The organism is Erysipelothrix sp. HDW6A (assembly GCF_011400295.1).
Classification (GTDB): Bacteria; Bacillota_I; Bacilli_A; order Erysipelotrichales; family Erysipelotrichaceae; genus Erysipelothrix.
This window is the reverse complement of record NZ_CP049859.1, coordinates 616,351-639,754: the sequence shown is the minus strand read 5'-3', so window position 1 is coordinate 639,754 and position 23,404 is coordinate 616,351. Positions and strand designations below refer to the sequence as shown.

At 36.6% G+C, this 23,404-nt stretch carries 24 protein-coding genes; 5 read left to right on the top strand and 19 right to left on the bottom strand.

Annotated features, from left to right (window positions below; genetic code table 11):
* Positions 1 to 147: 147 nt before the first annotated feature.
* Genes G7059_RS03280 through G7059_RS03235 form a run of 10 tightly spaced genes read right to left on the bottom strand, consistent with a single transcriptional unit; the run spans position 148 to position 7,866 of the window.
* Complete coding sequence (locus G7059_RS03280) at positions 148 to 1,536, bottom strand: oxaloacetate decarboxylase subunit alpha (protein WP_166080674.1); 1,389 nt, start codon at positions 1,534 to 1,536, stop codon at positions 148 to 150.
* Complete coding sequence (gene citX / locus G7059_RS03275) at positions 1,536 to 2,105, bottom strand: citrate lyase holo-[acyl-carrier protein] synthase (RefSeq protein ID WP_166080673.1); 570 nt, start codon at positions 2,103 to 2,105, stop codon at positions 1,536 to 1,538. The genes G7059_RS03280 and citX overlap by 1 nt, the downstream gene beginning before the upstream one ends.
* A complete protein-coding gene (citF, locus tag G7059_RS03270; RefSeq protein ID WP_166080672.1) occupies positions 2,095 to 3,642 on the bottom strand; it encodes a citrate lyase subunit alpha in 1,548 nt (515 codons plus the stop codon). Before citF ends, citX begins: the two co-directional genes overlap by 11 nt.
* A gap of 1 nt (position 3,643) precedes the next feature.
* Positions 3,644 to 4,540, bottom strand: a complete 897-nt coding sequence (gene citE / locus G7059_RS03265) for a citrate (pro-3S)-lyase subunit beta (RefSeq protein ID WP_166080671.1) — start codon at positions 4,538 to 4,540, stop codon at positions 3,644 to 3,646.
* Entirely contained in the window at positions 4,528 to 4,848 is a 321-nt protein-coding gene (gene citD / locus G7059_RS03260; protein WP_166080670.1) for a citrate lyase acyl carrier protein, read from the bottom strand. Before citD ends, citE begins: the two co-directional genes overlap by 13 nt.
* A gap of 1 nt (position 4,849) precedes the next feature.
* Positions 4,850 to 5,878 (bottom strand): [citrate (pro-3S)-lyase] ligase, encoded by a 1,029-nt coding sequence (gene citC, locus G7059_RS03255; RefSeq protein WP_166080669.1) that lies wholly within the window; start codon positions 5,876 to 5,878, stop codon positions 4,850 to 4,852.
* Positions 5,879 to 5,884: 6 nt separating this feature from the next.
* Complete coding sequence (locus G7059_RS03250) at positions 5,885 to 6,025, bottom strand: OadG-related small transporter subunit (RefSeq protein ID WP_205700235.1); 141 nt, start codon at positions 6,023 to 6,025, stop codon at positions 5,885 to 5,887.
* 7 nt (positions 6,026 to 6,032) lie between these two features.
* Positions 6,033 to 7,145, bottom strand: coding sequence for a sodium ion-translocating decarboxylase subunit beta (locus G7059_RS03245; protein ID WP_166080667.1), 1,113 nt, complete (start codon positions 7,143 to 7,145; stop codon positions 6,033 to 6,035).
* Positions 7,146 to 7,160: 15 nt separating this feature from the next.
* Entirely contained in the window at positions 7,161 to 7,556 is a 396-nt protein-coding gene (locus G7059_RS03240) for a biotin/lipoyl-containing protein (protein WP_166080666.1), read from the bottom strand.
* 4 nt (positions 7,557 to 7,560) lie between these two features.
* Positions 7,561 to 7,866: a hypothetical protein gene (locus G7059_RS03235; RefSeq protein WP_166080665.1), complete on the bottom strand. Its 306-nt coding sequence runs from the start codon at positions 7,864 to 7,866 to the stop codon at positions 7,561 to 7,563.
* A 158-nt stretch (positions 7,867 to 8,024) separates the two neighbouring features.
* Between G7059_RS03235 and G7059_RS03230 the strand changes: the two genes are divergently transcribed.
* Entirely contained in the window at positions 8,025 to 8,990 is a 966-nt protein-coding gene (locus G7059_RS03230; protein WP_166080664.1) for a biotin--[acetyl-CoA-carboxylase] ligase, read from the top strand.
* A 2-nt stretch (positions 8,991 to 8,992) separates the two neighbouring features.
* Positions 8,993 to 9,523, top strand: a complete 531-nt coding sequence (locus tag G7059_RS03225; protein WP_166080663.1) for a biotin transporter BioY — start codon at positions 8,993 to 8,995, stop codon at positions 9,521 to 9,523.
* Positions 9,524 to 9,568: 45 nt separating this feature from the next.
* Here G7059_RS03225 and G7059_RS03220 read toward each other — a convergent pair whose 3' ends face one another.
* Positions 9,569 to 10,960 (bottom strand): CitMHS family transporter, encoded by a 1,392-nt coding sequence (locus G7059_RS03220; protein WP_166080662.1) that lies wholly within the window; start codon positions 10,958 to 10,960, stop codon positions 9,569 to 9,571.
* A 382-nt stretch (positions 10,961 to 11,342) separates the two neighbouring features.
* Complete coding sequence (locus G7059_RS03215) at positions 11,343 to 12,878, bottom strand: phosphoenolpyruvate carboxykinase (ATP) (RefSeq protein WP_166080661.1); 1,536 nt, start codon at positions 12,876 to 12,878, stop codon at positions 11,343 to 11,345.
* Between the two features lie 146 nt (positions 12,879 to 13,024).
* On the opposite strand from G7059_RS03215, the gene G7059_RS03210 reads away from it, so the two are divergent.
* The 3 genes from G7059_RS03210 to citG all read left to right on the top strand — a co-directional run bounded on the left by G7059_RS03210 (position 13,025) and on the right by citG (position 15,372).
* Positions 13,025 to 13,729, top strand: coding sequence for a hypothetical protein (locus G7059_RS03210; protein WP_166080660.1), 705 nt, complete (start codon positions 13,025 to 13,027; stop codon positions 13,727 to 13,729).
* A gap of 151 nt (positions 13,730 to 13,880) precedes the next feature.
* On the top strand, positions 13,881 to 14,582 hold the full coding sequence (locus G7059_RS03205) for a GntR family transcriptional regulator (protein WP_166080659.1): 702 nt from the start codon (positions 13,881 to 13,883) through the stop codon (positions 14,580 to 14,582).
* Positions 14,563 to 15,372: a triphosphoribosyl-dephospho-CoA synthase CitG gene (citG, locus tag G7059_RS03200; RefSeq protein ID WP_166080658.1), complete on the top strand. Its 810-nt coding sequence runs from the start codon at positions 14,563 to 14,565 to the stop codon at positions 15,370 to 15,372. The genes G7059_RS03205 and citG overlap by 20 nt, the downstream gene beginning before the upstream one ends.
* Positions 15,373 to 15,445: 73 nt before the next feature.
* Here citG and G7059_RS03195 read toward each other — a convergent pair whose 3' ends face one another.
* From G7059_RS03195 to G7059_RS03165, 7 genes are all read right to left on the bottom strand, one after another.
* Entirely contained in the window at positions 15,446 to 16,228 is a 783-nt protein-coding gene (locus G7059_RS03195) for a response regulator (RefSeq protein ID WP_205700234.1), read from the bottom strand.
* A complete protein-coding gene (locus tag G7059_RS03190) occupies positions 16,221 to 17,882 on the bottom strand; it encodes a sensor histidine kinase (RefSeq protein ID WP_166080656.1) in 1,662 nt (553 codons plus the stop codon). Before G7059_RS03190 ends, G7059_RS03195 begins: the two co-directional genes overlap by 8 nt.
* Positions 17,883 to 17,942: 60 nt before the next feature.
* Positions 17,943 to 19,601 (bottom strand): iron ABC transporter permease, encoded by a 1,659-nt coding sequence (locus tag G7059_RS03185; protein WP_240920530.1) that lies wholly within the window; start codon positions 19,599 to 19,601, stop codon positions 17,943 to 17,945.
* Positions 19,585 to 20,700 (bottom strand): ABC transporter ATP-binding protein, encoded by a 1,116-nt coding sequence (locus G7059_RS03180; protein WP_166080655.1) that lies wholly within the window; start codon positions 20,698 to 20,700, stop codon positions 19,585 to 19,587. Before G7059_RS03180 ends, G7059_RS03185 begins: the two co-directional genes overlap by 17 nt.
* Positions 20,701 to 20,733: 33 nt before the next feature.
* On the bottom strand, positions 20,734 to 21,750 hold the full coding sequence (locus tag G7059_RS03175; RefSeq protein ID WP_166080654.1) for an ABC transporter substrate-binding protein: 1,017 nt from the start codon (positions 21,748 to 21,750) through the stop codon (positions 20,734 to 20,736).
* Between the two features lie 308 nt (positions 21,751 to 22,058).
* Positions 22,059 to 22,295, bottom strand: a complete 237-nt coding sequence (locus tag G7059_RS03170; protein ID WP_166080653.1) for a hypothetical protein — start codon at positions 22,293 to 22,295, stop codon at positions 22,059 to 22,061.
* Entirely contained in the window at positions 22,256 to 23,404 is a 1,149-nt protein-coding gene (locus G7059_RS03165; protein ID WP_166080652.1) for a PTS galactitol transporter subunit IIC, read from the bottom strand. Before G7059_RS03165 ends, G7059_RS03170 begins: the two co-directional genes overlap by 40 nt.

The window sequence follows — 23,404 nt, the reverse complement described above, 5'->3', positions numbered from 1 at the left end:
CATTTATTATGTATCAATTTTCTTATAGAACACTTATCTAAACTCTACGTTTACATTGCATTATTTCAATTGTTTATCATATTGATTTTCAAATTAAAAAAAGACCCTATCATTATCTAATAGGGTCGCTAAGTTTATTCTTATATTCTAAAAAATTATCGTTACATGTTGTTCTGGAATATCATAGAATGGATCATGTTTCTTCTTAAGGAAAGGTAGTGCAACTTGTGGGAAGAGGATATAAGATAGTAAATCTTCATCTGTTTCCGCAATCTCACCCAATTCCTCTCGAGCTTCATTTATATCATATCTGATTAAATTAGCAGGACGTTCTGTAATTACAGATTCAGGATTAATGTTTAAGTAATCAAAGATTACTGGGTCAATTGGAGCTGGTGATTTACCATAATAACCTTCCACATATTCACGAATCTCATTTGGTACGAGTTTATAACGTTCACCGCTCAGGACGTTCATAACGGCCTGTGTTCCAACCATTTGAGATAAAGGTGTTACGAGTGGTGGATAACCTAATTCAGCCCTCACACGCGGTACTTCGCGTAATACTTCGGAGAATTTATCAAGTTGCTTAGCATCTTTAAGTTGTGCTAGTAAGTTTGATATCATTCCACCAGGAACTTGATAGATTAACGTATTAGGATCTGTTTCTAAAACCTTAGGATTAAAGATTCCTTCTTCAACAAAGTGTTCTCTAACAACTTTAAAGTGCTCTGCAACTTTTTGACATGCATCAAGGTCAACAGAGATTGGGTATCCCAACTCTTTAAGAGCAAGAACCATTGATTCTGTCGAAGGTTGACTTGTACCACCTGAGAATGAAGAGTTCGCAGTATCAATACTATCTGCTCCTGCTTCAAGTGATTTTAAGTAGGTCATCTCAGATACACCACTTGTTGCGTGAGTATGAATGTGTAGAGGTAATTCAGTAATTGCTTTAATAGCTTTTACTAAGTTATACGCACGCATTGGTGTAAGAATACCCGCCATATCTTTAAGACAGATTGAATCTGCTCCCATAGCTTCCATTTCTTTAACAAGCTCACAGTAATAATCATCAGTATGAACATCACTAATGGTATAACAAATTGTCATTTGTGCATGTCCACCATACTTCTTGATTGCTTTTACTGAAGCTTCTAAGTTTCTAACATCATTCAAAGCATCAAAACAACGAATGATATCAATACCATTTTCAATTGATTTTTGAATGAATAATTCGACAACACTATCATCATAGTGCTTATATCCAAGAAGGTTTTGACCACGTAATAACATTTGTAGTTTGGTGTTTTTAACATGTTTACGGATTGTACGTAGACGCTCCCATGGATCTTCATTCAAATAACGAAGACACGAATCAAACGTAGCCCCTCCCCAAACTTCTAGACTGTTAAATCCTGCATTATCTAATGTTTCAAGGATTGGTAACATTTGTTCGGTTGTCATCCGTGTAGCAATTTGACTTTGGTGAGCATCACGTAATATTGTGTCCGTAATTTTTATTCTTTTTGTCATTATTGTCTCCCTTCTTTACTTACTATTTCATACATGGCATCCAACAATTCCTCAACAGTATGAGTTCGTTGTCTACCACATTCTTTGGCATCTTTATCACAGATATAACATTTTCTTGCAGGATAGTTTAAGCTTTGGCGACTAATTGTTTCATCATTAATATAAACATCAAAATCAAAGAGACGACCAATATCAGAACTATCTTCAATCGCAGCAGTTAAACGTTTGACAGCATAAGCGTCATCCGTGTTCACGACTACGAATACATTCTGTGATGCGAGTGTTTTTACTTCTTTAATAACCATTATATTTAGACCTTGGGCTTCGATAGAATCAAGAAGGAGCGTCTTTCCAATAAGGAGAAGGTGGCTCACAAACGCATTGCTTTTCACAGGGCCTGGCATATTGACCTTGAGAACAATTAACGTTTGGTTAGAATACTGAGCACGAAGTTGTGTCTGGTAGGTAACGCGCCCTTCTCGATCTAACAAGACTTGTTCCAGTGTAGGTTGTTCACCTTCACTTAACATGTGACGATCTAACGGATAGTTTGGGTTCTTATTTTTCATTGCGCTTTACTTGGTGTACTACGTCGATTAAACTACCGTCGCGGTACTCAATTAAAGCTACAACTTTATCAGTATATTGGATCGGTTCAGGTTCACCAACAATACTGTATGCTTTTTCTTTCAATTCTTCGATTGTGAATTGAGGAATGTCTACGTTTTTGAATACTTCTACTAAGTCTTCACGTAGTGGATTAATTGCAATACCGATTTCAGTAACAACAACATCAATCGTTTGACCTGGTGTAATAATCGTATTGACATTATCTACGATTGTTGGGATACGACCACGTACTAGCGGTGTTAAGATAACACTGAGTTTTGATCCAGCTGCAGTATCAGAGTGTCCACCTGATGCTCCACGGATTAATCCATCGGATCCAGTCATAACGTTTACGTTAAAATCTGTATCGACTTCTAATGCTGACAATACAACTACATCAAGATTATTTACTGCTGCCCCTTTATTTCCTGGATTAGCGTAGAATGATGCGCTGATTTCATAGTGATTTTCATTGTTTTTAATGGATTCAATTGCGCCACGGTCAAAGGATTGAGTATCGATAATCTTTTCGATTAAGCCTTCTTCTAACATGTCGCATAAGTGAGCTGTAAGTCCACCTAAAGCAAATCCAGCTTTAACGTCTTTAGCAATCATTGTATCTTTAAGGTAACGAGCAACAGCTAGTGCTGATCCACCAGAACCTGCTTGGAATGAGAATCCATTCTTGAAGTATGGTGAGTATTCAATAACTTTACTTGCATACTCAGCAATAAGAAGTTCTTTAGGGTTTGTAGTATAACGTGTAGCCCCTTTAGCAATACCATTAGGATCCCCAACGCTATCAACAACGACAACATAGTCTACGTGATTTTGAGGAATACTAATTGGTGTGTTTGGGTAAGGTACAAGGTTATCTGTAACAATAACTACTTTGTTTGCGAATTCTGCATCAACACGTGCATATCCAATGGAACCACATGCTGCTGGTCCATGTGAACCGTTAGCATTTCCGTAAGCATCAGCGCTTGAAGCACCTAAGAAGGCAACATCAATAACAATGTCTCCCATCTCAATAGCACGAGCACGTCCACCGTGGGAACGGATAACTACTGGGTTTTCCATAATCCCTTGTGAGATAGCAGCTCCAACTTTATCACGAAGACCACTTGATGTAATGTTTGTGATAACACCATTCTTAATATGTTCAATAAGTGGTTCGTGTACGTTAGCAATTGAACTTGAAGCTAAAGTTAACCCTTTAATTCCAAGAGCAGCAATTTCGTCAAGAACTGTATTAAGTAGAAGATCCCCTTCACGGAAGTGGTGGTGGAATGAAATCGTCATACCATCTTTTAAGCCACTTTCAATAATAACATCTTTAATTGAATCTCTAAGTTTTGATTCACCTGGTAATACTGCAGTTACATTTGCAGCATGACGGTTATAAGTAGGCTTACGGTCAAATTTATCTACAAAGAGTCCGCATTTATCAGCATATTCTTGAGGTATGTTACGTCCGACTTTATTTTTTGGCATCTTATTGTTCCCCCAAATCTACATGAATACCTGCTGCTTTAGCAAGCATAATTACACGTTCTGCACGTTCTACGATTGGTTTATCAATCATCTTACCATTCAAGGCAATAACACCTGATCCACGAGCTTCAGCTTCGTTAATCGCTGCAATAACGTTACGTGCATTATCAATTTCTTTATCTGTTGGACGGTATACTTTATTAACCACAGGTATTTGACGTGGGTTAATTACAGATTTACCATCGAATCCTAATTGACGAATAAGTTCTGTTTCTTTTTCGAGAGTTTCTAAATCATTAACATCTGAGAATACAGTATCAACTGCAGCAACACCTGCAGCACGAGCTGCATGAACAATCATGGAACGTGCAAAGAAAATCTCTTCACTGTTACGTTCTGCATAACGACGTGTCTTCATTGCTGTAACATAGTCTTCTGCTCCAAGAGCAATCCCAACAATACGATCACTTGAAGTAGCAATCTTGTAAGCATTTAATACTCCAAGAGGTCCTTCAATCGCTGTAAAGATTTTTGTGGATCCAATTTCACGACCACATTGTTTCTCAGCTTCTAAGATAATTGCTTCAACAGCATGTACATCTTCTGGTTTTTCTGTTTTAGGTAAACGAATAACATCGATACCTGCGCGAACCATAGCATGGATATCATCCACACCACCTTGTTCTAAATCATTAATACGAACTACTGTTTCTGTATCTCCAAAATCAAATGTTTTGATTGCTTGGTAGATTAAGAAACGGGATGAATCTTTTTCTTTAAGTGAGATTGAATCCTCAAGGTCAAACATAATGGAGTCTGCCCCATAAAGATTAGCATCACGAATCATTCCTGGGTTACTTGCAGGAATAAACATCATTGTTCTTCTTAGACGTTCCATGCTTCTAAGCCCTCCCAATCGATTGATTGTACCGTATCGGATGCACGGTGTACTACTGCGATTGTACGCGCTTTAATTGTACAATCTAAAGCACCTTTATCTACTACGGAAACCTTTGCATCTTTGATTCCAAGATGATCTAAAGTTTCTAAGATAACTTTACGAATTTGATCTCCATATTGGAATTCAACACTACTTTGTAAATCAAGCTCAATTCCTTTGCCATCATTTTTATCAATCATGATTTGCATATCGGATGATTCAAGTGTTCCAGCAACTGCTTGATTCTTAATAACAAATTGACTCATGTCATTTCCTCCTTGTCTTCATTGATTCTATTACTTTGTGTCCTTCATCTGATCGTAAGAAGTCAAATGTTGTGGAAGGAACAAGATCCTTCACTGCTTCTATATTTCCTTCTGTAAGTAAACGTCGTACACGACTTGCACTAATGACTTCTTGTGCATGTTCCTTACGGGGAATAATAACGACTTTAATGTCTGGTTCAAGTGTACTCTTTAGTGATTCGTTATAGATTTCGGTAGCTACTGACAAGGGTTCTTCACCAAGGAAACGGTGATTAATACCCAAGACAGGAGCAATACGTTCTTTAAATACTGAAGCATCTAGGCTTGCTTGAACACGGGTTACATCTTCTGATTCTTTAATAAAGTATGAGGGGAAGGTTTGTGATGAAACCATATAGTTTCCTGTCGAGAGCACTTCAACATTGGGAAAGTCTCTACACCCTTCTTCGACTAAGCGACGTCGAACATTTTCAGGAAAGTCGGAAACATCTTCCGCTACCACAAATACATATAAATTATCAGCCATTTTGGATGCAGTCTCGACTAAATACTGATGACCTTTTGTAAAAGGATTCGCATTCATGACGATAGCTGCATTAACGTCACCTGTTTTCTTATGTTTCTTTAACTCTTCTAGATAAGTATCAAATCCTGATACCGCTCTTTCTAGAAACACTAAGACATTGTCAACATGACCAATTACTTGAAATCCTAAATATTTGAAAGACTGAGAATATTCAGGTTTGGTATAAACATAGAATTGCGGATAACCACGATCTGCAATTTCTTCCATGAGGTGGGAAATTAATTGATTGAAGTAATTTCCACCTTGGTAATCATCGTGAATTGCTACACACTTAATAATATTTTTATACAGTGAACCTGTTGCAAGGAGAACATCACCCTCATAGATGCCACATGTATAATCAACATTTCCTTCAGGACGAATATTGGCAGCATGTAGAAACGCTTCCCATTCTTTATATGCATCCGGTCTTTGTTTAATGTAGATTCGACGAATTGATTCCATAATTTTCTACTCTTTTCCTTCTGGGAAAACCTTTAATAGTAAAACACTTGCAAGATAGATGATTGAAAGTACCGCGAAGATACCTCCCATACCTACTACCATTATTTGTAATGCTTCCATAATTAAATCCATATTTAAGTTCATCATAACCCTCCTATGCAAAGTACATCAAGATCATTCCACCTGCAATAACAGATGCGATTTGACCAGAGACGTTTGCTCCTATTGAATAGTTCAGCACAAAGTTTTGTGGGTCTTGTTCAGTTGCAAGTTTTTGGACAACACGTGCAGACATTGGGAATGCTGAGATACCAGCAGCACCAATCATTGGGTTGATCTTTTCTTTACGGAAAATATTAACGAATTTCGCAAAGAGTACACCACCAATGGTATCCATAATAAATGCCACTAAACCAAATAAGATAATTAGAAGTGTTTGAACTTTTAAGAACTCATCAGCTGTCATTTTTAATGAAATGGTGAATCCTAATAAGATTGAAACAATATTAACAAGTTCATTTTGTGCAGTTAAACTTAGACGTTCAAGAACACCACACTCACGAAGTAAGTTACCAAACATTAGGAATCCTACAAGTGGTAAGGATACTGGTGAGATGAAACCTGCTACTACAGAAATAATAATTGGGAATAAAATCTTTGTACGTTTTGATACACCTGACGCTTTGTAATCCATTTTAATACCACGTTCTTTTTTAGTTGTTACGAGTTTAATTGCAAGTGGTTGAATGATTGGAACAAGTGCCATGTATGAGTATGCAGCAACTGTGATAGGACCTAAGAGTTGTGGTGCTAGTTTATTAGCAACGAAAATTGATGTAGGACCATCAGCCGCTCCGATAATACCAATTGTTGCAGATTCAGGTAATGAGAATCCTGCAATAACTGCGACTACGATTGTAAAGAAGATACCAAATTGAGCAGCTGCTCCATAAAGTAACATACTTGGGTTCTGAAGTAATGGTCCAAAATCGATCATCGCTCCTATACCAATAAAAATTAATAACGGGAATAACTCCGTTTCAATACCAGCAGCAAAGAGTACGTTTAAGACTCCTACTGGCCCATCAGGTTGTGTAATTAAACCTGAGTGTGGGAAGTTAACCAAGATAGCTCCAAGACCCATTGGTACAAGAAGTGTTGGTTCATATTCCTTAACAATACCTAAATAAATTAATACCGAACCAATAACCATCATGATTAGTTGCTGGTACGTTACATCCACAAAACCCTGAATTAAAAAATCCACAAATATTTCCTCCTACTATTTAATAACAACCATTACGGTTCCAACGTCAATGTTTTCACCTTTTGTAACATTAACTGCGACTACTGTTCCTGCAATTGGAGCAACAATATTGTTTTCCATTTTCATTGCTTCTAGAACGAGTAAGTTTTGGTTTACCGCAACAGTATCCCCGACTTTAACAACAACATCTAAGATGTTTCCTGGCATTGGTGCACTAACTTCTGTACCACCTGTAACATCCATGTTTGTTTGTGGTGCAGCTTGTGGTGCTGGTGCAGGCGCTTCTTGTACAGGCGCTGGTGCAGCTTGCTGAATAGGTGCAGCTTGTGGTGCAACTTGCGGTGCTCCAATTTCCTCCATCTCAACAACGTATTCCTTATCGTTTAACTTAATTCGAAATTTTCTTAACATATTTCTAACTCCTCTCCTCGATACTGATTAATCTAAATGTTGACTCTGGTGAGTCATTTGCCATAACAGCAGCAGCGATTACCGCAGCAGCTTCTTTATCGACATCAACGCGACGTACCGATTTAACGCGAACGGTTGCATCACTCAAATCACTGGACACAATGGCTGAAGCAATGATTGAAACGATATCTCGTTCCTCTTCATCTTCAACAGCTAACGTGAAGTCGATAGCTTTGGGCAAGTCTTCCACAACGTCTTGTTGAACTTGTGGTATGACTTCGTCTTGTTTTTTCTTTTTACGCCAAAACATCAATATCCCTTCTCTTTCTATACATTTATTATAAGCTCTGTGCTCGCAAACTTGTGTTTTTGCAGTGTTCTTTAACTGTATAAACATTGGAAAAACACTTGATTGTAAACTTTTGTATATGTTATAGTTTACAATAAATTTATCACTTGGAGGTCCATATGAATAACACAGTGCTTGATATATTAGAATCCTCATTTCAGTCATACATTAGTGGTCAAGAAATAGCTGATACCCTAAACATGACGCGTGCCAATGTTTGGAAAGAAATCCAAAAGCTTAAAGACTTAGGATATGAGATTGACTCTATCCGTAATCGAGGCTATGCCCTATTAAGTCTTAATGGACGTCTATCTTCAAATAAAATGGCGTCTCATTTTAAGAAATATACACCCGTTTCTCTACAAGTCTATGATGAAGTAAGTTCAACGAACACTTTAGCTAAAGAATATGCAGATGCAAATCCATTAAATCCTAATGCTTTAATTGTTGCGGATACCCAATCACAAGGTCGCGGTCGACGTGGTCGAAGTTTCTACTCACCATCTCAATCTGGAATCTACATGAGTATTCTCTTTACACCCGAACTTTCACTTCTTGACTCGCAACTCATTACGATTGGGGCAGCAGTAGCAGTTCGTCGTGTTCTAGAATCAACGCTTAAAGTAGAATCTCAAATCAAATGGCTCAATGACCTCTATATTGGGAATCGTAAAATTTGTGGTATTTTAACTGAAGGTGACATTATTCTTGAATCTAATACTTATAAATATTTAATTGTTGGTATTGGTTTGAACCTCTTTGAAGCACAATCAGTTCCTAAAGAACTTACTTCAATCTATGGTTCGGTTACTGATACTCAAGATTATGATCGTAATGATATTGTGACTCGTATCTACGAAAGCTTTATGCAGATATTAGAAACACTACCATCATCACGACTTGATCTCATTGACGAATATAAATCGTACAGTAATGTACTGGGTAAGAAAGTGCTCATCGTTGGATCAGAAGATGAAATCTATGATGCCATTGATATTGATGAACATGGATACCTTGTAGTTCAGGATAATCACGGAAATCAGAAACATCTTCACTCTGGTGAGATATCCATTAAGGAGCTCTAGTCATGAAAACTAAAGACCTTGCGATTTCTGCACTCTTTGTAGCTTTTATAGCTGTCTGTGCTCAGATTAGTATTCCTACACCACTTGTACCCTTTACCCTACAGATATTTGCAGTGACTGTTGTTGCTTTAACTTTAAGTTTTAAGCAAGTATTCTATGTCATCATGACTTATATCATCATGGGCTTACTTGGCTTCCCTATCTTTGCGGGAGCTCGTGGTGGGATTCAAATGCTTCTTTCACCAACCCTAGGGTTTATTCTTGGATTCATGCCTTATGCACTTATCCTCAATACCCTGAGTCAAAAGATGAAGAATCGACTTCTTCCCTTTTCAATCTTACCTGGATATCTTGTGTTCTATACACTAGCCCTAACCGTTTTAACACTTAATTTCTATTACATTACGCAAATAGATATAACTCTTTCAAAACTATTAACATCCTATTGGCTCATGTTTATTCCTACTGATTTACTTTCAATTGCTATTGCATGTATCTTAAGCAATCAGCTTCATAAACATTTCAATTTCTAAAAAAGAAGAGCGGAAACTATCAAAGTTTTCCGCTCACTGTTTAGACTATTTAAATAATGGAACAGCACCTGTAATAGCAGCGACACCAACGAAGATTACGAAGATACCAATTGCCCATTTTCCAGATTCTTTTTGCCATTCTTTCATATCTAATTCTGTCATTTGTAGCAATAAGTAAATAAACGCTACAAGTGGACTTAGTAAGTGGAATGCTTGTCCTAATAAGGAAGCAACACCAAGTTCCATTTGTGTCCAACCGTATACCGCTCCTGCGTCTGCCAATACTGGAAGAACACCGTAGTAGAATGCGTCGTTGGATAAGAAGAATGTACCTGGAGCTGATAATACAGCAACAACAAGTCCCCAGAATTGTCCAAAGCTTTCAGGAATAATCTTTGTTAAGCTAACTGCTAACGCATCAGACATACCTGTACTTGTAAATAGACCTGTAAATACTCCAGCACCTAATACTAAGATAACAACAGCAACTGCATCACCTGAGTTAGCGTGTAGACGAGCTTTTTGATCTTTAAGTTTTGGATAGTTCATCATTAATGCAATAACTGTTCCCAGTAAGAATAAGAATACTGATGGGAATGTGTTTTCAATCATTAATAATGCAACAACTGTAATAGTTAGAATTAAGTTAGGAATGAAGAGGTGTGGACGTTTGATAGCCATTTCTTCTTCATTAGCTGGTGCTAATAGTGCTTCAAGTTCTTCATCTGAAATAACTTTAACACCAAGACGTTTACGTTCTTTAAGACCTAAGTAAACAGAAACACCTAACATATAGATAACTGCAACGATCATACCTGGAGCAAGTTTGTTTAGGATTTGTGAATCCATACCTGTTAGTTCAGGAAGCACTGAGATAACACGTGCTGTAGGACCACCCCATGGTAGTAAGTTCATAATTGTATTCATCAAGATAACTACAACACCAAGATTTAACATCTTCATATTCAGTTTCTTATACAGTGGAATAAAGGCAGTACATGTGATTAATGTTGTTGTAGTACCATCACCGTTTAAGGAAACAGCAGCTGCAACAATTGCGGAAGCAACAACTACTTTAAGTGGATCGCCACCTGCGATTTTAATCATGAATCGTGTGATTGGATCAAACATACCTGCATCAAGCATCAATGCAAAGAAGAAGATTGCAAAGAGAAGCATGATACCAGTTGTTGAAGTTTTCTTAATACCTGCTAAAACGAATTCCCCAAGTACCCAGAACTGATCCCATGCTGTTACGAGCGATGGATCTGCTAATTTCTTAATTTGAACGATTTGATCTGTGTAGAGTCCCATTACTGATCCTACAAGAGCAAATACTAGAGGCACGATAATTAACGCTGTAAATGGTGATAGTTTTTTCCACATAACTAACGCCAAGAACACGATAATCATTGCCCATGACAAGAATGTCAACATATTTCTTTCCTCCTACTCTTTTGAGTGAATGTACCTCTATATTAAGTGCAGTAAACGGTTACAACAATACCAATAGGCTATTTAGAACACTCTCAAAACACTAGGAACACTTGAAAAACACTTTGAAAACCTAAGTAAAAATTAAGCTTTCATCCAGTAAGAAGTGCTTAATTTTTGTGAAACGGTGTGATAGAAACACATAATCTCTTGAGAATCACTTGTTAATAAAAAAACTTTATTTCACAACTTTTGATAATTATTTGTATTCAAGAAAATATTTTCTCAACATCACTTTAATTGTCATTCTGTTCATATATCAATAAAAAGAGATAGACTTTTATACAATCTATCTCCTTATTAGTCCACCAAAGTGGACATAGTATCATCTAAAATTTATCGCAAAAGATTCTCTTACCTCATCTGGTAAGGCATTATCTTCAGGAAGTGTTGCAACATAATCAACACGCTTAGCAAAAGACTTCTCAATTGCTTCAAGATAATGTTCATCCTCTAAATTCGGTTCATAGCCATCAACTACAGCATATTCTAAACATACATCCGTGGATAGACTCTTAAATTCTAGTGTATTATTCGCAATTCCTTCTAAAAGTGAAAGGCTAACTTGTGGTGTCACCTTCTTACCATCAAAGTAACCAGTATTCACAATGTAACACGCAGTTTCTCCAGTATCAAAAAGAGCTTTGAACTTTTCATAGTCTTCACAAAGCGGGTAGATTCTAAATGGATTTGCATAAGGCTCAATGACAACTTGACCTTCATCACTTGCATTCTCAGCATTACTACGAGTAGTCATCAGTGTAGCTCCCATGGATGAAGCAAGTGTCGCACTATTAACCTTAACAAGTGGTGGCAAGCTTGCATCTTTCATAATCCACAAGAGTGCATCCAAAGGTTGATCCACATGATTTACACGATTCGGTGTTGCGAAATAGGACTTAATACAACGACCATTCTTATTTCGACGGTCTTCTGTAACAAGGATTCTCTTACCATTAGCATCAAGTGTTACACCATTATTTTGGACTGTCGTGAGATATTTAATAGCATCCGATCCCTCTTTCATATCAGATGTCTTATCAAAATATGAAGGTTCTAATGCAATCGCACGATTAAAATCACTGGATATCACAAACGCATCATCATGAAGCACAGCTACAGTATCTTCATCCTTATGGTCATGGAGTGTTAATGTTGATTTTCCCGAACCAGATAGACCAAATGCCGCAATTGCAGTCCCATTAAGAACTTTTAGGCCACCATGACATGAGATATAACCACGACGGTGAGCAATGTTCCAAGCTAAAGAAAGAATTCCTTTCTTTATTTCCCCAAAGTATTTGAGTCCCAAGACAATTCCAGTATGGGAAATAGGATCTAGGACAACTAAACCATCAGGATACTTCTCTGAAGACCAGTCTGGATCTACATAAAGAAAGAGTTCCTCTAATGGATTTGTAACTCTAACTGGATTAAAGTTCAACAAGAAATTATAAGCATTATTGACGTATTTCTTTGGAATCATAAGTGAAGCATTCATAGTAAATGACTCATGAAGACCAACACTTGCATTTGCTCTTACAAAATCACAAAAACTATTCTTAGCAATAACATCTTGAATAAGTTCAATTATTCCTTCATCGCTTGCATCCCCTAATATTTGACGAGCTCGGGCAGTTCGACCCACAATCGAACCATGATTATTCACTAATACCTTTGCACCTTGAGGTAATCCTAAAGTCTCAGCCTGATATACATCCAAATCTGTAACAATGGTATCCTCTGCATGAAGGGCCATTGTGTAAGCATCAGAAATTGACGCTAAAGTTTCTACATTATTTTGGTAAAATGCAGACTCAATCGTAAGTCTCATTGCATCATTGATTGGTTTTGTTTCCATAAGAACCTCCTTACCTAAACTGTACACTATCTTGGACCATTATTGGTGTTTTATTAGAGTTTTTTCATTAATATTTTGAAATGCACCAAAAGTACACTTATAAAACATTGGTTGTGATACTCTATGAATATAAGGATGGAACTATTATGTACAAATTCATCAATCAACTCAGCTCATTTGAAGACATTAATTCGCTTCTACAAGAAAAATACCAAGAAGGTTACGAACTAACGCAAGTAAACTATCAATTTCTTAAGTTTGATAAAGTTGCAAGTCCAAAGAATCACTATTTTAACCTTAGTTATTCCCCTTCTAAGACACCAGTTTTAGATGCGAAAAGCTATGCTCATGCTTATGCATATTATTCAGGAAAGAAAGATGCTTTTGATCTTAAAGCTCTTAAAGAATATTATGACGCATTAAACATTAGCTACAAAAGAACGACTTTGTATTGTCTCATTGCTTTATTGATTTTTACTGTATTAACTGGCTTTGTACCGATTCTCCCACCTGCAATTGGTGGATGGGTGATTGGAATCCTAATGGTTATAACTGTTATCCGTTCTGTGAATCAACGCCGTTTCACACGTAAACTCTATGTTCCATTTTTACGCAATAACGGATTCTCAAATAAAGAATTACAAAATCGATTCATCTTAAAGTCACACCACACTTTAAATGAATCACAAATGAATCGTTTTAAGAAACACGGTGAACTCAGCTATTTGAAGGAAATTGAAGGGTATCACTTCTATCAACTTATTTCATTTGAACAACGAAATGACATAATAAACATTCTCGTTGACGATGAAGCAAACACGATTGAAGTTTTATCAACAGTTAAAGAATAAGCAAGTTTTCAACTTACACAATCACCTTGTCATCTGGCAAGGTGTTTTTACCCCTTTCCAATTCACACGGTTCTTATATCTCAATGACAATTAGTTTGGTATAATACAAGAAAGCGACACAACTATGGCATAAAAATAAAAGGAGAAGAATATGGCAGTAAATATGGACGAGCTCGTTCGGATTGTAGACTTATCACAGAGTCTACCGTTAAACCAGATTATTTATGAGGGATTGCGTACAGCAATAATAACTGGTGTGATACCAATGGGCGAAAGAATAAATGAGAAACAGTATGCTGAATACCTTAATGTCAGTCGTACACCAGTTCGTGAGGCATTACGAAGAATCCAAGATGAAGGAATCGTTGAATACATTCCAAACTTTGGCATTGTAGTCACAACCTTTAGTGAGGAAGATGTCTTAGAAATCTATCAAATACGCACCGTACTTGATATTCTTGCTGCTACGAACTCAATGAAACTAATGACACCAGACGACTTTAAAGAAATGGAAGACCTACTTGACAGAACTGACGAAGCTCAGGCAAAAGGTAATGTCCGTCAAGTTATTGAGATGTCAAAGGAATTCAACACCATGGTCTATCAATTTGCGCGTATGCCACGTTTAGAGACCATTCAAAATCGTTTACGTGACTACCTCATACGATTCCGTGATATATCACTAACCGCAGACGATCGCCGTGCACGCGCTCTCCAGGAACACCGCATGATATATCGTTGTTTATGTAATGGCGAAGTAGAACAAATGGAAATGATTATTCGCGAGCATCTTGGCTTATCCCGTGATTTCATTCTTTTAGAAATGAGAAACGATGCAAAAAAGAATCGTTGATCTCGCAATCCAAGCACTTCTTGATGAAGCAAGTCTTGAACCAAAGCCAGGTTTAGTTGATCCCCTTGATGCAGGATCTCATACTGACATGAACTACGATGATTTTGTAGCAAGTGCTTACGCTTTAAAGCAAAGCTTTGAGAATTACTTACTTCAAGGCTTATCCTTTAATGGAAATCAAAAAGAACTCTTTAACTCGATACGATCTATTGGTATGGATGCTGAACACGATATGTATCAAGTAACGAATAATGTGAATACACACAAAGGTGCAAACTTCTTATTTGGTATCATCCTATCAGCCATTGGATATGGAAATTATCCGAAACTTGATACTCTAATTACAATAATACAAGAAATGACAGAGGGCTTAGTTTACGAAGAACTCGAGAAAAACGAAAAACCTAAGACTTACGGAGAAATCCTTTATCATGAACATGGTATTAAAGGTATTCGTGGTGAGGTTGAAGAAGGACTTCCAACAGTAATGAATCACTCATTACCAATTATGATGCAAGATAAACCTACTGACTTAAAAGTCAAAGAAGCACTCCTTAAACTCATCGAACAAAATGTTGATACGAACATGTTGAAGCGTGGAGGTATTGAGGGCTTAGAGCTCGGTCAAGAACTCGCTTCTTCTAAATATTTGGATATCAATGACCATTTGTCCAAAATGAATCGAGTGTTTAAGAAACATAACCTGAGTCCAGGAGGAAGTGCGGACTTACTTGCAGTCACAATCTTCCTATACAACTATGATCGGATGATCAGTACTGACAAAGCCTAATAATCAAAATAAAGAACAGCTTTAGAAATGAATGAAAAATTCAAATCTAGCTGTTCTTTTTAATTAATAATCGTTATTCAGACTCAGCGTTCACACGTGCAAAATATGTTAACACTATTTTGGGCGATGTTCCAATAATTTTCTGAAATACTTGATTGAAATACTTATAGTCATTAAAGCCTATATCTTCTGCAATTTCATACAAGTGTAGGTTTCCCTCTTGCATGAGTTCAATTGCTTTTTGGATACGGAAACGGGTTAAATAATCGTTAAATGTCATTCCCAAAAACTTTTGGAAACGGTTGTTGATGAGTGTAACACTACGCCCTGTATGCTGTCTTAAATCATCTAAAGTAATCTTTTCATTATAGTTATCTTGGATATATTTTAAAGCCATTTGAAGTGTTGTAGATTCAATATCATTATGTGGTTTCAGTGCTTGATATACTATTTCTGCTTCATCACTTTTCACTTCATAGGAGCGTCTCATCTCTATATCTTGAATTGCACGATGGAGGCTTTGCACCAACTCATCATGATCCAGTGGCTTTAAAAGATACTCACTGACGCCATATTCGATAGCTTTCTTTGCATAGCTAAACTCAGAATGACCACTGATAATAATAACAGCATAGGTATGACGTGGAAGCTTTTCTAGCAATTGAATGCCATCCATTATGGGCATATTTATGTCAAGAATAATAATGTCAGGTTTCTCTCTTTCAATAAGCTTGTAACCTTCTAAGCCATTAGCAGCATCACCTACTACCTTACTATTAAAATTTTCCCAATCTATAGACCGAATCAAACCTTTACGGATAATCTCTTCATCTTCTACAATACAGACTCTATACAATTTCAAGACCTCCTTCCGGGATGCAGATAATGATATGAGTACCACTGCTATTACTATCTACATAAACACTTCCTTTAGTTCCATAAAGCAAATGGATTCTTTGGATAACACTCATAACACCAAAGCGTGCTTTATTATAGATTGTATCCATATCAATGTCATTAAAGCTCTTGACAAGTTCTGGTGTCATACCATCGCCATCATCAATCACATGAATGTAGATATAGCCATCTTTCATATACCCTACTATCCCGACATTGAGGGTATCTTTACTCTTATAACCATGCTTTAAGCAGTTCTCAATAAGGGGTTGTAAGATAAGTTTGGGTAAGTTCATATCCAATACTTCTTCTTCTATCTCTATAGTGTAGTTAAAACGCTCACCTAGACGAAGTTTATTAATATGCAGGAAGAGTTCAATGTACTCCATATCCTCGCTAAAAGGCACTTCTTTCTCGCTAGCAGCGATACTATATCGTAAGAGTTTGGAAGTGTTAAGAATCAGTAACTCAGCAGTTTTCGGATCATCCTCAATGAGATAGCGAACTGTCTCAAGTGAGTTGTATAAGAAATGAGGATTGAATTGAGCTTCAAGCTGTTTGATTTCAGCATTCTTGCGAAGTTCTATAAGTCTTTCATTGGATGACATAAGCAGTTGAAGTTGGTCACTCATCGTATTGAAAGCATTCGCAAGTGATTCAAATTCATCGTGAGTATCAATTTCTACATGGGTATCTAAGTTACCTTCTTCTAGACGCTTTACACCTTCCATAAGAATCGAAACTGAACCACTAACTTCTCGTCCTGCTTTTTGTGCTGATAAGCGATTAATACGTTGCATAAAGAATAATGCCAGTCCTGCTACTCCACTAATGAATATCGCAAGAACATACAGCTCCTGATTCTGAACTAGAACACTAACCTTTAATTGACTGTCCATAATACTTTTACTGTATACCGTATATTTAGTATGATCGAGGTCAATTGTTTTTTTGTGATCAGGATTAAACTTTGAAACAGAAGTCACAAAGTCTTTTGAAGTTGTTGCGATTACATTATCAAAACCGTCAGCTATCACTGCATGATTAGGACGTTGTTGTTCTAAAACTTCTTTAAAGTAATCAACACTGATATAGAAGACAATACTAATATTTTCACTTAACTTCTTACCTATCGCTAAAGAGGACATTTGCTGGTCATTAATTTCTGCAAACTGGGTAATATAAAGCGAGTCTTCATTTAATTGATCACGTATATAGCTGTTAATCAGTCGATTGTAGTCACTTCCTAATAAAGAAGGTTGACTGATAAAGAGTGCATGATTATCTTCAAAGACAATAAACTGAGCCTTACTATCGAGCTTACCATTCAAGCGATAATAATACTGATAGAGTGTCTGGAAATAGGTATTAGGGTCTTCGATTAGTTCATTATAGTCAATATTCTCTTCAATTGTATCTATCGTATCATTGATTGCATCGATAACCAATTGACTGGAACTCTCCACACTACTCTGAGTTTGTTTTACTTGAAAAATATTAGTATAAGCATAGAAACTCACAATAATAAGTAATGTCATAGCAAGGATGATAATGAAAGGAACACGTCCATAACGGATAAACGTGTTTTTAATGCGTTCTTCAAATGTTGTCATCGAATTATTCATAGTTCAATTATAACGATATTCTCAAAAAAGGAAAGGTTGCCCTTTCCTTTACATTTGAATATCTTTTCCTTTCGAAAGTTTCATAAATACAAGTAAGGAGATAACGGTCACAAATGTCAGGATTGCAGATAATGCAGCTGCGATACCATAGTTACCACGTAATACTTGCGTGTAAATAGAAACTGTCATTGTTTGTGTTCGTGATGTATACAAGATAATCGATGTTGATAGTTCTGAAATCATCGTAATCCAGCTTAATATTGCCCCGGAAATAACTCCTGCAGACATCATAGGAACTGTAATCTTGAAGAATGTTTTAGCATTACTTGCACCAAGAGAGATTGCTGCTTCTTCAACACTGATAGAGATTTGTTGAAGAATTGCGACGGATGATCGTATTGTGTACGGTAAGCGTCGAATTACAAGCGCAATAATCATAATGGCATAAGTCCCTGTTAACATGAATGGTTTTTTAGAAAGAGTTGTTAAGAGAGCGATACCCATTACAGTTCCTGGAATAATATACGGAATCATTGAAATTGTATCAACTGTTGCAGTGAGTGCATTTCTACGTCTTACTGCAATGTAAGCAATAATCACAGCGATAATTAAGATAATGACGAGCGAGATACCTGGGATTAAGAATGTATTTTGAATACTGCTTCCTAATCTTGAGAAGGCTTGTCGATAACTATCAAGTGAGTAACCATCGAGGAAAAGTAGGCCTGATGTCTTCTGGAAGGAGGTATAGAAGACATAGATTTGAGGCATGAATGCGAGTGCGACAATGCCATACGCAAAGCTATGCACAAAGATTGAAAGGCCTTTTTTCATCTTCTTAGGTTCTACTGAGTGAAGGGCACTCATGGAGAACTGTTTACGATTGGATAAATAACGTTGGGTTAAGAAGAATGCGGTTGTTAAGGCAATTGCGATAACAGATATTGCAGCGGCAAATCCTGTATCACCACCAACTTCCGATACAAACTCATCAAAGATAAGTCGTGGGAAAGTACGGTAACCTTCACCAATAAGCATTGGTGTACCAAAGTCAGCGAAGGCACGCATGAATACTAACAATGCACTCGCATAGATAGTAGGCATGATTAGTGGAAGTACTACTTTAAAGAAACGTTTAAAGCCTGTAATTCCCATGCTTTCTGCTGCTTCAAATAATGTGTTATCAACACTGTTTAACGCCCCTTGAATATACATGTAAACCAGTGGGAAGAGTTGTAGTGTTAATACAAGTAAGATCCCATTAAATCCATAAATGTCAGGCATGTTGATACCTAAAGTATTACTAAAGAACTTTGTGATGAGACCACTACGTCCTAATAATAAGATCCAGGAGTAAGCGCCAATAAATGGTGCTGACATTGATGATAGAATAATTACAATATTTAGGAATTTCTTACCACGTACTTTATATACTGTTAAGAAATACGCTAAAGGAACACCAATCAGCAAGGTTAGCATCGTAGCTAAGATCGTTACTTTGAAACTGTTTATAATCGTTTGTAAGTAATAGCCTTGACCGAAAAACTTAGCGAAGTTCGCAAGTGTAAATCCTGTTTCCTTAGTATAGACAGATTGTCCCAATAGATTAATAATAGGCCAGACAAAGAAGACACCATATAAAACAATGATGATAAATGTAGAAGATTTCCAAAAATCTGGCTTCCTCATCTTATTGAATATTGTCATTCACAACACCTTTTACATAGTTTTGTGAACCGTCATGTGAGAACACATTGATCTTGTCAGTCTTAACGCCAACTTGAACACGTTCTCCTTCTTGATAAATATGATTAATTGCGGATTCTTCTACAATATCCACTGATGAACCATCATCAAGAACAACGGTATAGTGTGTATTTAATCCTAAGAATACAGTTGTTTTAACTGTAGCAGAGAATATTGAAGTAGCTTCATTATTCTTAAGAATCATAAATTCTTCAGGTCGAATCGATACTTTCACATCACCACCCTCAACATCTCCTTCAAAGCGATTGCCTTCGTAAGGAAGTGTTGCCATGTCACCAAATTTAAGTAGACTGTTTTCTTTATCATAGGTTGCATCAAGTATATTTGAGCGTCCAATAAAGGTTGCGACAAAGATATTTGCTGGTCTTTGATAAATATTTTGTGGTGTACCAATTTGTTGAATGTTACCTAGGTTCATAACAGCAATACGGTCAGATACTGACATTGCTTCTTCTTGGTCGTGAGTTACATAAACTGTTGTGATGTTTACTGTTTGTTGAATTTCTTTAATTGCTGTACGCATGTCGATACGTAGTTTAGCATCTAAGTTACTTAGAGGCTCATCCATGAGAAGTACATCAGGTTCAATAACAACAGCTCTTGCTAATGCAACACGTTGTTGTTGTCCACCTGAGAGTCTCTCAGGCATACGATCTGAGTATTCAGTAATTTGCATGGTATCAAGCATATCTTTGACACGACGATCCATTTCACTTTTATCGATTTTACGATTCTTAAGCCCAAAAGCCACGTTATCATAAACTGTTAAATGTGGAAAAATTGCATAGTTCTGGAAAACCATCCCAATATTACGTTTTGAAGGTTCCATATCATTAATACGTGTATTGTTGAAATAGAAGTCCCCACCTTCAATTGAATTAAATCCTGCAATCATTCGTAATAAGGTTGTCTTTCCACATCCAGATGGACCAAGAAGGGTGAAAAACTCACCCTCCTTGATATCTAGAGAAAGGTCCGGAATGATTGTGTTAGATCCATATCTTTTAATTGCATTTTTGATTGAAATATTAACACTCATATTCTTACTCCATTTCCTAACTTAATTTGTTTTTTATTGTAATCCTGCGAAGAGCTGTGTATAACGCTCAACGATTTGTGTTTTATTCTTGTATACATATTCCATATCTTCAAAGATTAATGGTAATGTATCGTATTTCTGCATGTGGTCACCAGTTTGTGCACCAATACGTACTGGACGGTTTGTTAACTGTGTACCAAAGATGTTTTGCACTTCTTCTGATAATAAGAAATCCACAAATAACTTAGCGTTATCAACGTTCTTAGCACCTTTAATGATTCCTGTTCCAGCTGGTAAGAAGACACTTCCTTCTTTTGGATAAACAATTTCAATGTTCTTAGCACCATCTTTAACAAGTTTTGCTACTGGATCTTCGTATGTTAATCCAACCCACATTTCGCCATCAACAACGGATTTATAAACTGCTGATGAACCTGATTGAATCTTACCATCCCATTGTTTAATGAGATTCTCTACATATGTCCAAGCTTCATCATTCATGTAGTCTTTATCTGGACTCATTGCTAAGAGAATGTTTGTAAGTTGAGCAAATGCACTGGATGAGTTAGCTGGGTCAGCTGTTGCGATTTTACCTTTTAGTTCAGGTTTTAGTAAATCAGCATAGCTATTAATTTCGATACCATCTGTTAACTCTTTATTAACAATAAGCATACTTCCATCAAGTACTGTATATGTAACTTTTCCGTTAGTATTACGGTACTCTTCAACAACATTGTCATTTTCTTTAGATACATATTCTTGGAATAAATCTAAATTTGACATGTATTGTGTATATGTTCCACCAAAGAGAACGTCACCATAAGGATTATCTTTTTCAGCTTGGATACGTTTTACTAATTCCCCTGTACCTGCTGAGATAGGTTCTACTTTGATTTTGTATTTTTCTTCAAATAGCGGAATAACTGCATTCATAATTCCCTCACTATTTGGAGAATATACTACCAATTTCTTGTTTTCTTCACCTTTTGATGAACAACCAACAAGGACGAGAGCAGCCATTAAGACTACTATAAATTTCTTGAACTTCATTTTTCCCTCCTGTATTCCTTGAATACTTATGCTTCTATTATAGAATCGTAGTAAACGCTTTCACATACTAGAATATCGTGAAAAAGGGGAAAATATAACAAATCCTACATAAACCCCACTATTCTTGATGTTCTTACTATTACTTATTTTATAATATGACTCACAATAAAAAACTGGGATTGTGTTATCAAAAAATCTGTTTATTGAAAAAAGAACTCTATCACCAAGTTTTGATGACGGAGTTCTTTGGTATATGTTACGAGTTGGTCTTCATCAACACCCGAAACTTAACAGAATATTTTAGGTCCTTAAACTACTTCGTTATCTATAGGTTTACTATAGTATTTCTTTAATACATAGAAGCTTATTCCCATAAGAACCACCAGCACAATTACAAGGATATAGTTTTTATTAAACATCTCAAATATTGACCAAATAATTGGTGATGTTTTAAGCCATGTAATTTCTGTTGCTCCTTCTGGAATTGCAAAACCAACATTCATTGCTAAAGATGTAAAGGAACTTGCGATTGAACTAGCCCCCATAAACATCCCATTAGAATAGGAATACTTACGATCATCGTCTTAAGCACATTTCCACCCAATAATACTGCGGGCGCAACAAGAAGCGATGCAAAGTTAGCAATGTCACCAAACGGTAGTGTTTTATTTCCAGGTAATATCATAGAAAGAATAACTAGTACTGGTACTAAAGCAACTGATGATGTAATGACTGCAGGATTCCCTGAGAGAACTGGCCAGTCTAGACCAATATAGAACTCTCTGTCTGGAAATTTTTTCTTCATATATGTTGAAGCCGCTTCAGAAATTGGCATTAGAGCCTCAGAGAATATCGATGCAATTCTCGGAATTACAAGAGTTACAGTCGCAACCACAATACCAAGTTTGAGTGTTGCCGCAACATCATAGCCTGCAATAGCACCAATTAGAATCCCCATTATCGTTCCTAAAAGAACTGGATCACTCAGGAAGCCCATTTTCTTTTGTACAGTTTTACTATCTAAATCGAATTTATTTAAAAATGGAATTCTATCAACAAATGCTAGAAATGGCATCACAAGAAGTACTAGCATTGTACTAAAATGTGGAACCGTTATATCAGGAATCCCTGACACTTGCTGTGCACGTGGAGCAATATAATCACCTAGTTTTAGCTCAACAATCACTACCACAATTGCAATTCCAAAAGATAATAGAATATTATCAGTAAAGTGATAGATTACTGCGGCAGTGAATATTTTATACCATACATTCCATAAATCTACGTTTAATGTCTTTGTTAATCCAAAATATAAGAGAACCAAGTTGACCAATATTTGGATTGGGAACATCGCAGCAGCATAAGGCCAGGCCCAACTAATCATTGATGCAGCAGTCCAACCAACATCTAGTGCAGTTAATTGAAGACCAGCATTTTCAATCATTTGATTAGCTGCTGGAGCAATTTGACCAACAAGCAATTGACTAATAAATAAGTTTATTGCAGTAAACGCAATTCCTAGAGTAATTCCTGAACGCAATGATTTACTAAACTTCAAACCGAAAACCAGTCCAAGACAAGTCATAATAATTGGCAAGAATACTGTCGCCCCTAAACCAATAATCCAGTTTACTGAATCTAACAAGATTTGCAT

What these genes read in the sequence shown, in the direction of transcription:
- G7059_RS03180 (WP_166080655.1), bottom strand. Translation starts at nt 20,700, where the DNA reads ATGAGTGTTAATATTTCAATCAAAAATGCAATTAAAAGATATGGATCT.
- G7059_RS03185 (WP_240920530.1), bottom strand. Translation starts at nt 19,601, where the DNA reads ATGACAATATTCAATAAGATGAGGAAGCCAGATTTTTGGAAATCTTCT.
- G7059_RS03210 (WP_166080660.1), top strand. Translation starts at nt 13,025, where the DNA reads ATGTACAAATTCATCAATCAACTCAGCTCATTTGAAGACATTAATTCG.
- citD (WP_166080670.1), bottom strand. Translation starts at nt 4,848, where the DNA reads ATGAGTCAATTTGTTATTAAGAATCAAGCAGTTGCTGGAACACTTGAA.
- G7059_RS03175 (WP_166080654.1), bottom strand. Translation starts at nt 21,750, where the DNA reads ATGAAGTTCAAGAAATTTATAGTAGTCTTAATGGCTGCTCTCGTCCTT.
- G7059_RS03280 (WP_166080674.1), bottom strand. Translation starts at nt 1,536, where the DNA reads ATGACAAAAAGAATAAAAATTACGGACACAATATTACGTGATGCTCAC.
- G7059_RS03220 (WP_166080662.1), bottom strand. Translation starts at nt 10,960, where the DNA reads ATGTTGACATTCTTGTCATGGGCAATGATTATCGTGTTCTTGGCGTTA.
- G7059_RS03235 (WP_166080665.1), bottom strand. Translation starts at nt 7,866, where the DNA reads ATGTTTTGGCGTAAAAAGAAAAAACAAGACGAAGTCATACCACAAGTT.
- G7059_RS03250 (WP_205700235.1), bottom strand. Translation starts at nt 6,025, where the DNA reads ATGATGAACTTAAATATGGATTTAATTATGGAAGCATTACAAATAATG.
- citE (WP_166080671.1), bottom strand. Translation starts at nt 4,540, where the DNA reads ATGGAACGTCTAAGAAGAACAATGATGTTTATTCCTGCAAGTAACCCA.
- G7059_RS03230 (WP_166080664.1), top strand. Translation starts at nt 8,025, where the DNA reads ATGAATAACACAGTGCTTGATATATTAGAATCCTCATTTCAGTCATAC.
- G7059_RS03165 (WP_166080652.1), bottom strand. Translation starts at nt 23,404, where the DNA reads ATGCAAATCTTGTTAGATTCAGTAAACTGGATTATTGGTTTAGGGGCG.
- G7059_RS03225 (WP_166080663.1), top strand. Translation starts at nt 8,993, where the DNA reads ATGAAAACTAAAGACCTTGCGATTTCTGCACTCTTTGTAGCTTTTATA.
- citF (WP_166080672.1), bottom strand. Translation starts at nt 3,642, where the DNA reads ATGCCAAAAAATAAAGTCGGACGTAACATACCTCAAGAATATGCTGAT.
- citX (WP_166080673.1), bottom strand. Translation starts at nt 2,105, where the DNA reads ATGAAAAATAAGAACCCAAACTATCCGTTAGATCGTCACATGTTAAGT.
- citC (WP_166080669.1), bottom strand. Translation starts at nt 5,878, where the DNA reads ATGGAATCAATTCGTCGAATCTACATTAAACAAAGACCGGATGCATAT.
- G7059_RS03240 (WP_166080666.1), bottom strand. Translation starts at nt 7,556, where the DNA reads ATGTTAAGAAAATTTCGAATTAAGTTAAACGATAAGGAATACGTTGTT.
- G7059_RS03215 (WP_166080661.1), bottom strand. Translation starts at nt 12,878, where the DNA reads ATGGAAACAAAACCAATCAATGATGCAATGAGACTTACGATTGAGTCT.
- citG (WP_166080658.1), top strand. Translation starts at nt 14,563, where the DNA reads ATGCAAAAAAGAATCGTTGATCTCGCAATCCAAGCACTTCTTGATGAA.
- G7059_RS03190 (WP_166080656.1), bottom strand. Translation starts at nt 17,882, where the DNA reads ATGACAACATTTGAAGAACGCATTAAAAACACGTTTATCCGTTATGGA.
- G7059_RS03170 (WP_166080653.1), bottom strand. Translation starts at nt 22,295, where the DNA reads ATGGGGGCTAGTTCAATCGCAAGTTCCTTTACATCTTTAGCAATGAAT.
- G7059_RS03205 (WP_166080659.1), top strand. Translation starts at nt 13,881, where the DNA reads ATGGCAGTAAATATGGACGAGCTCGTTCGGATTGTAGACTTATCACAG.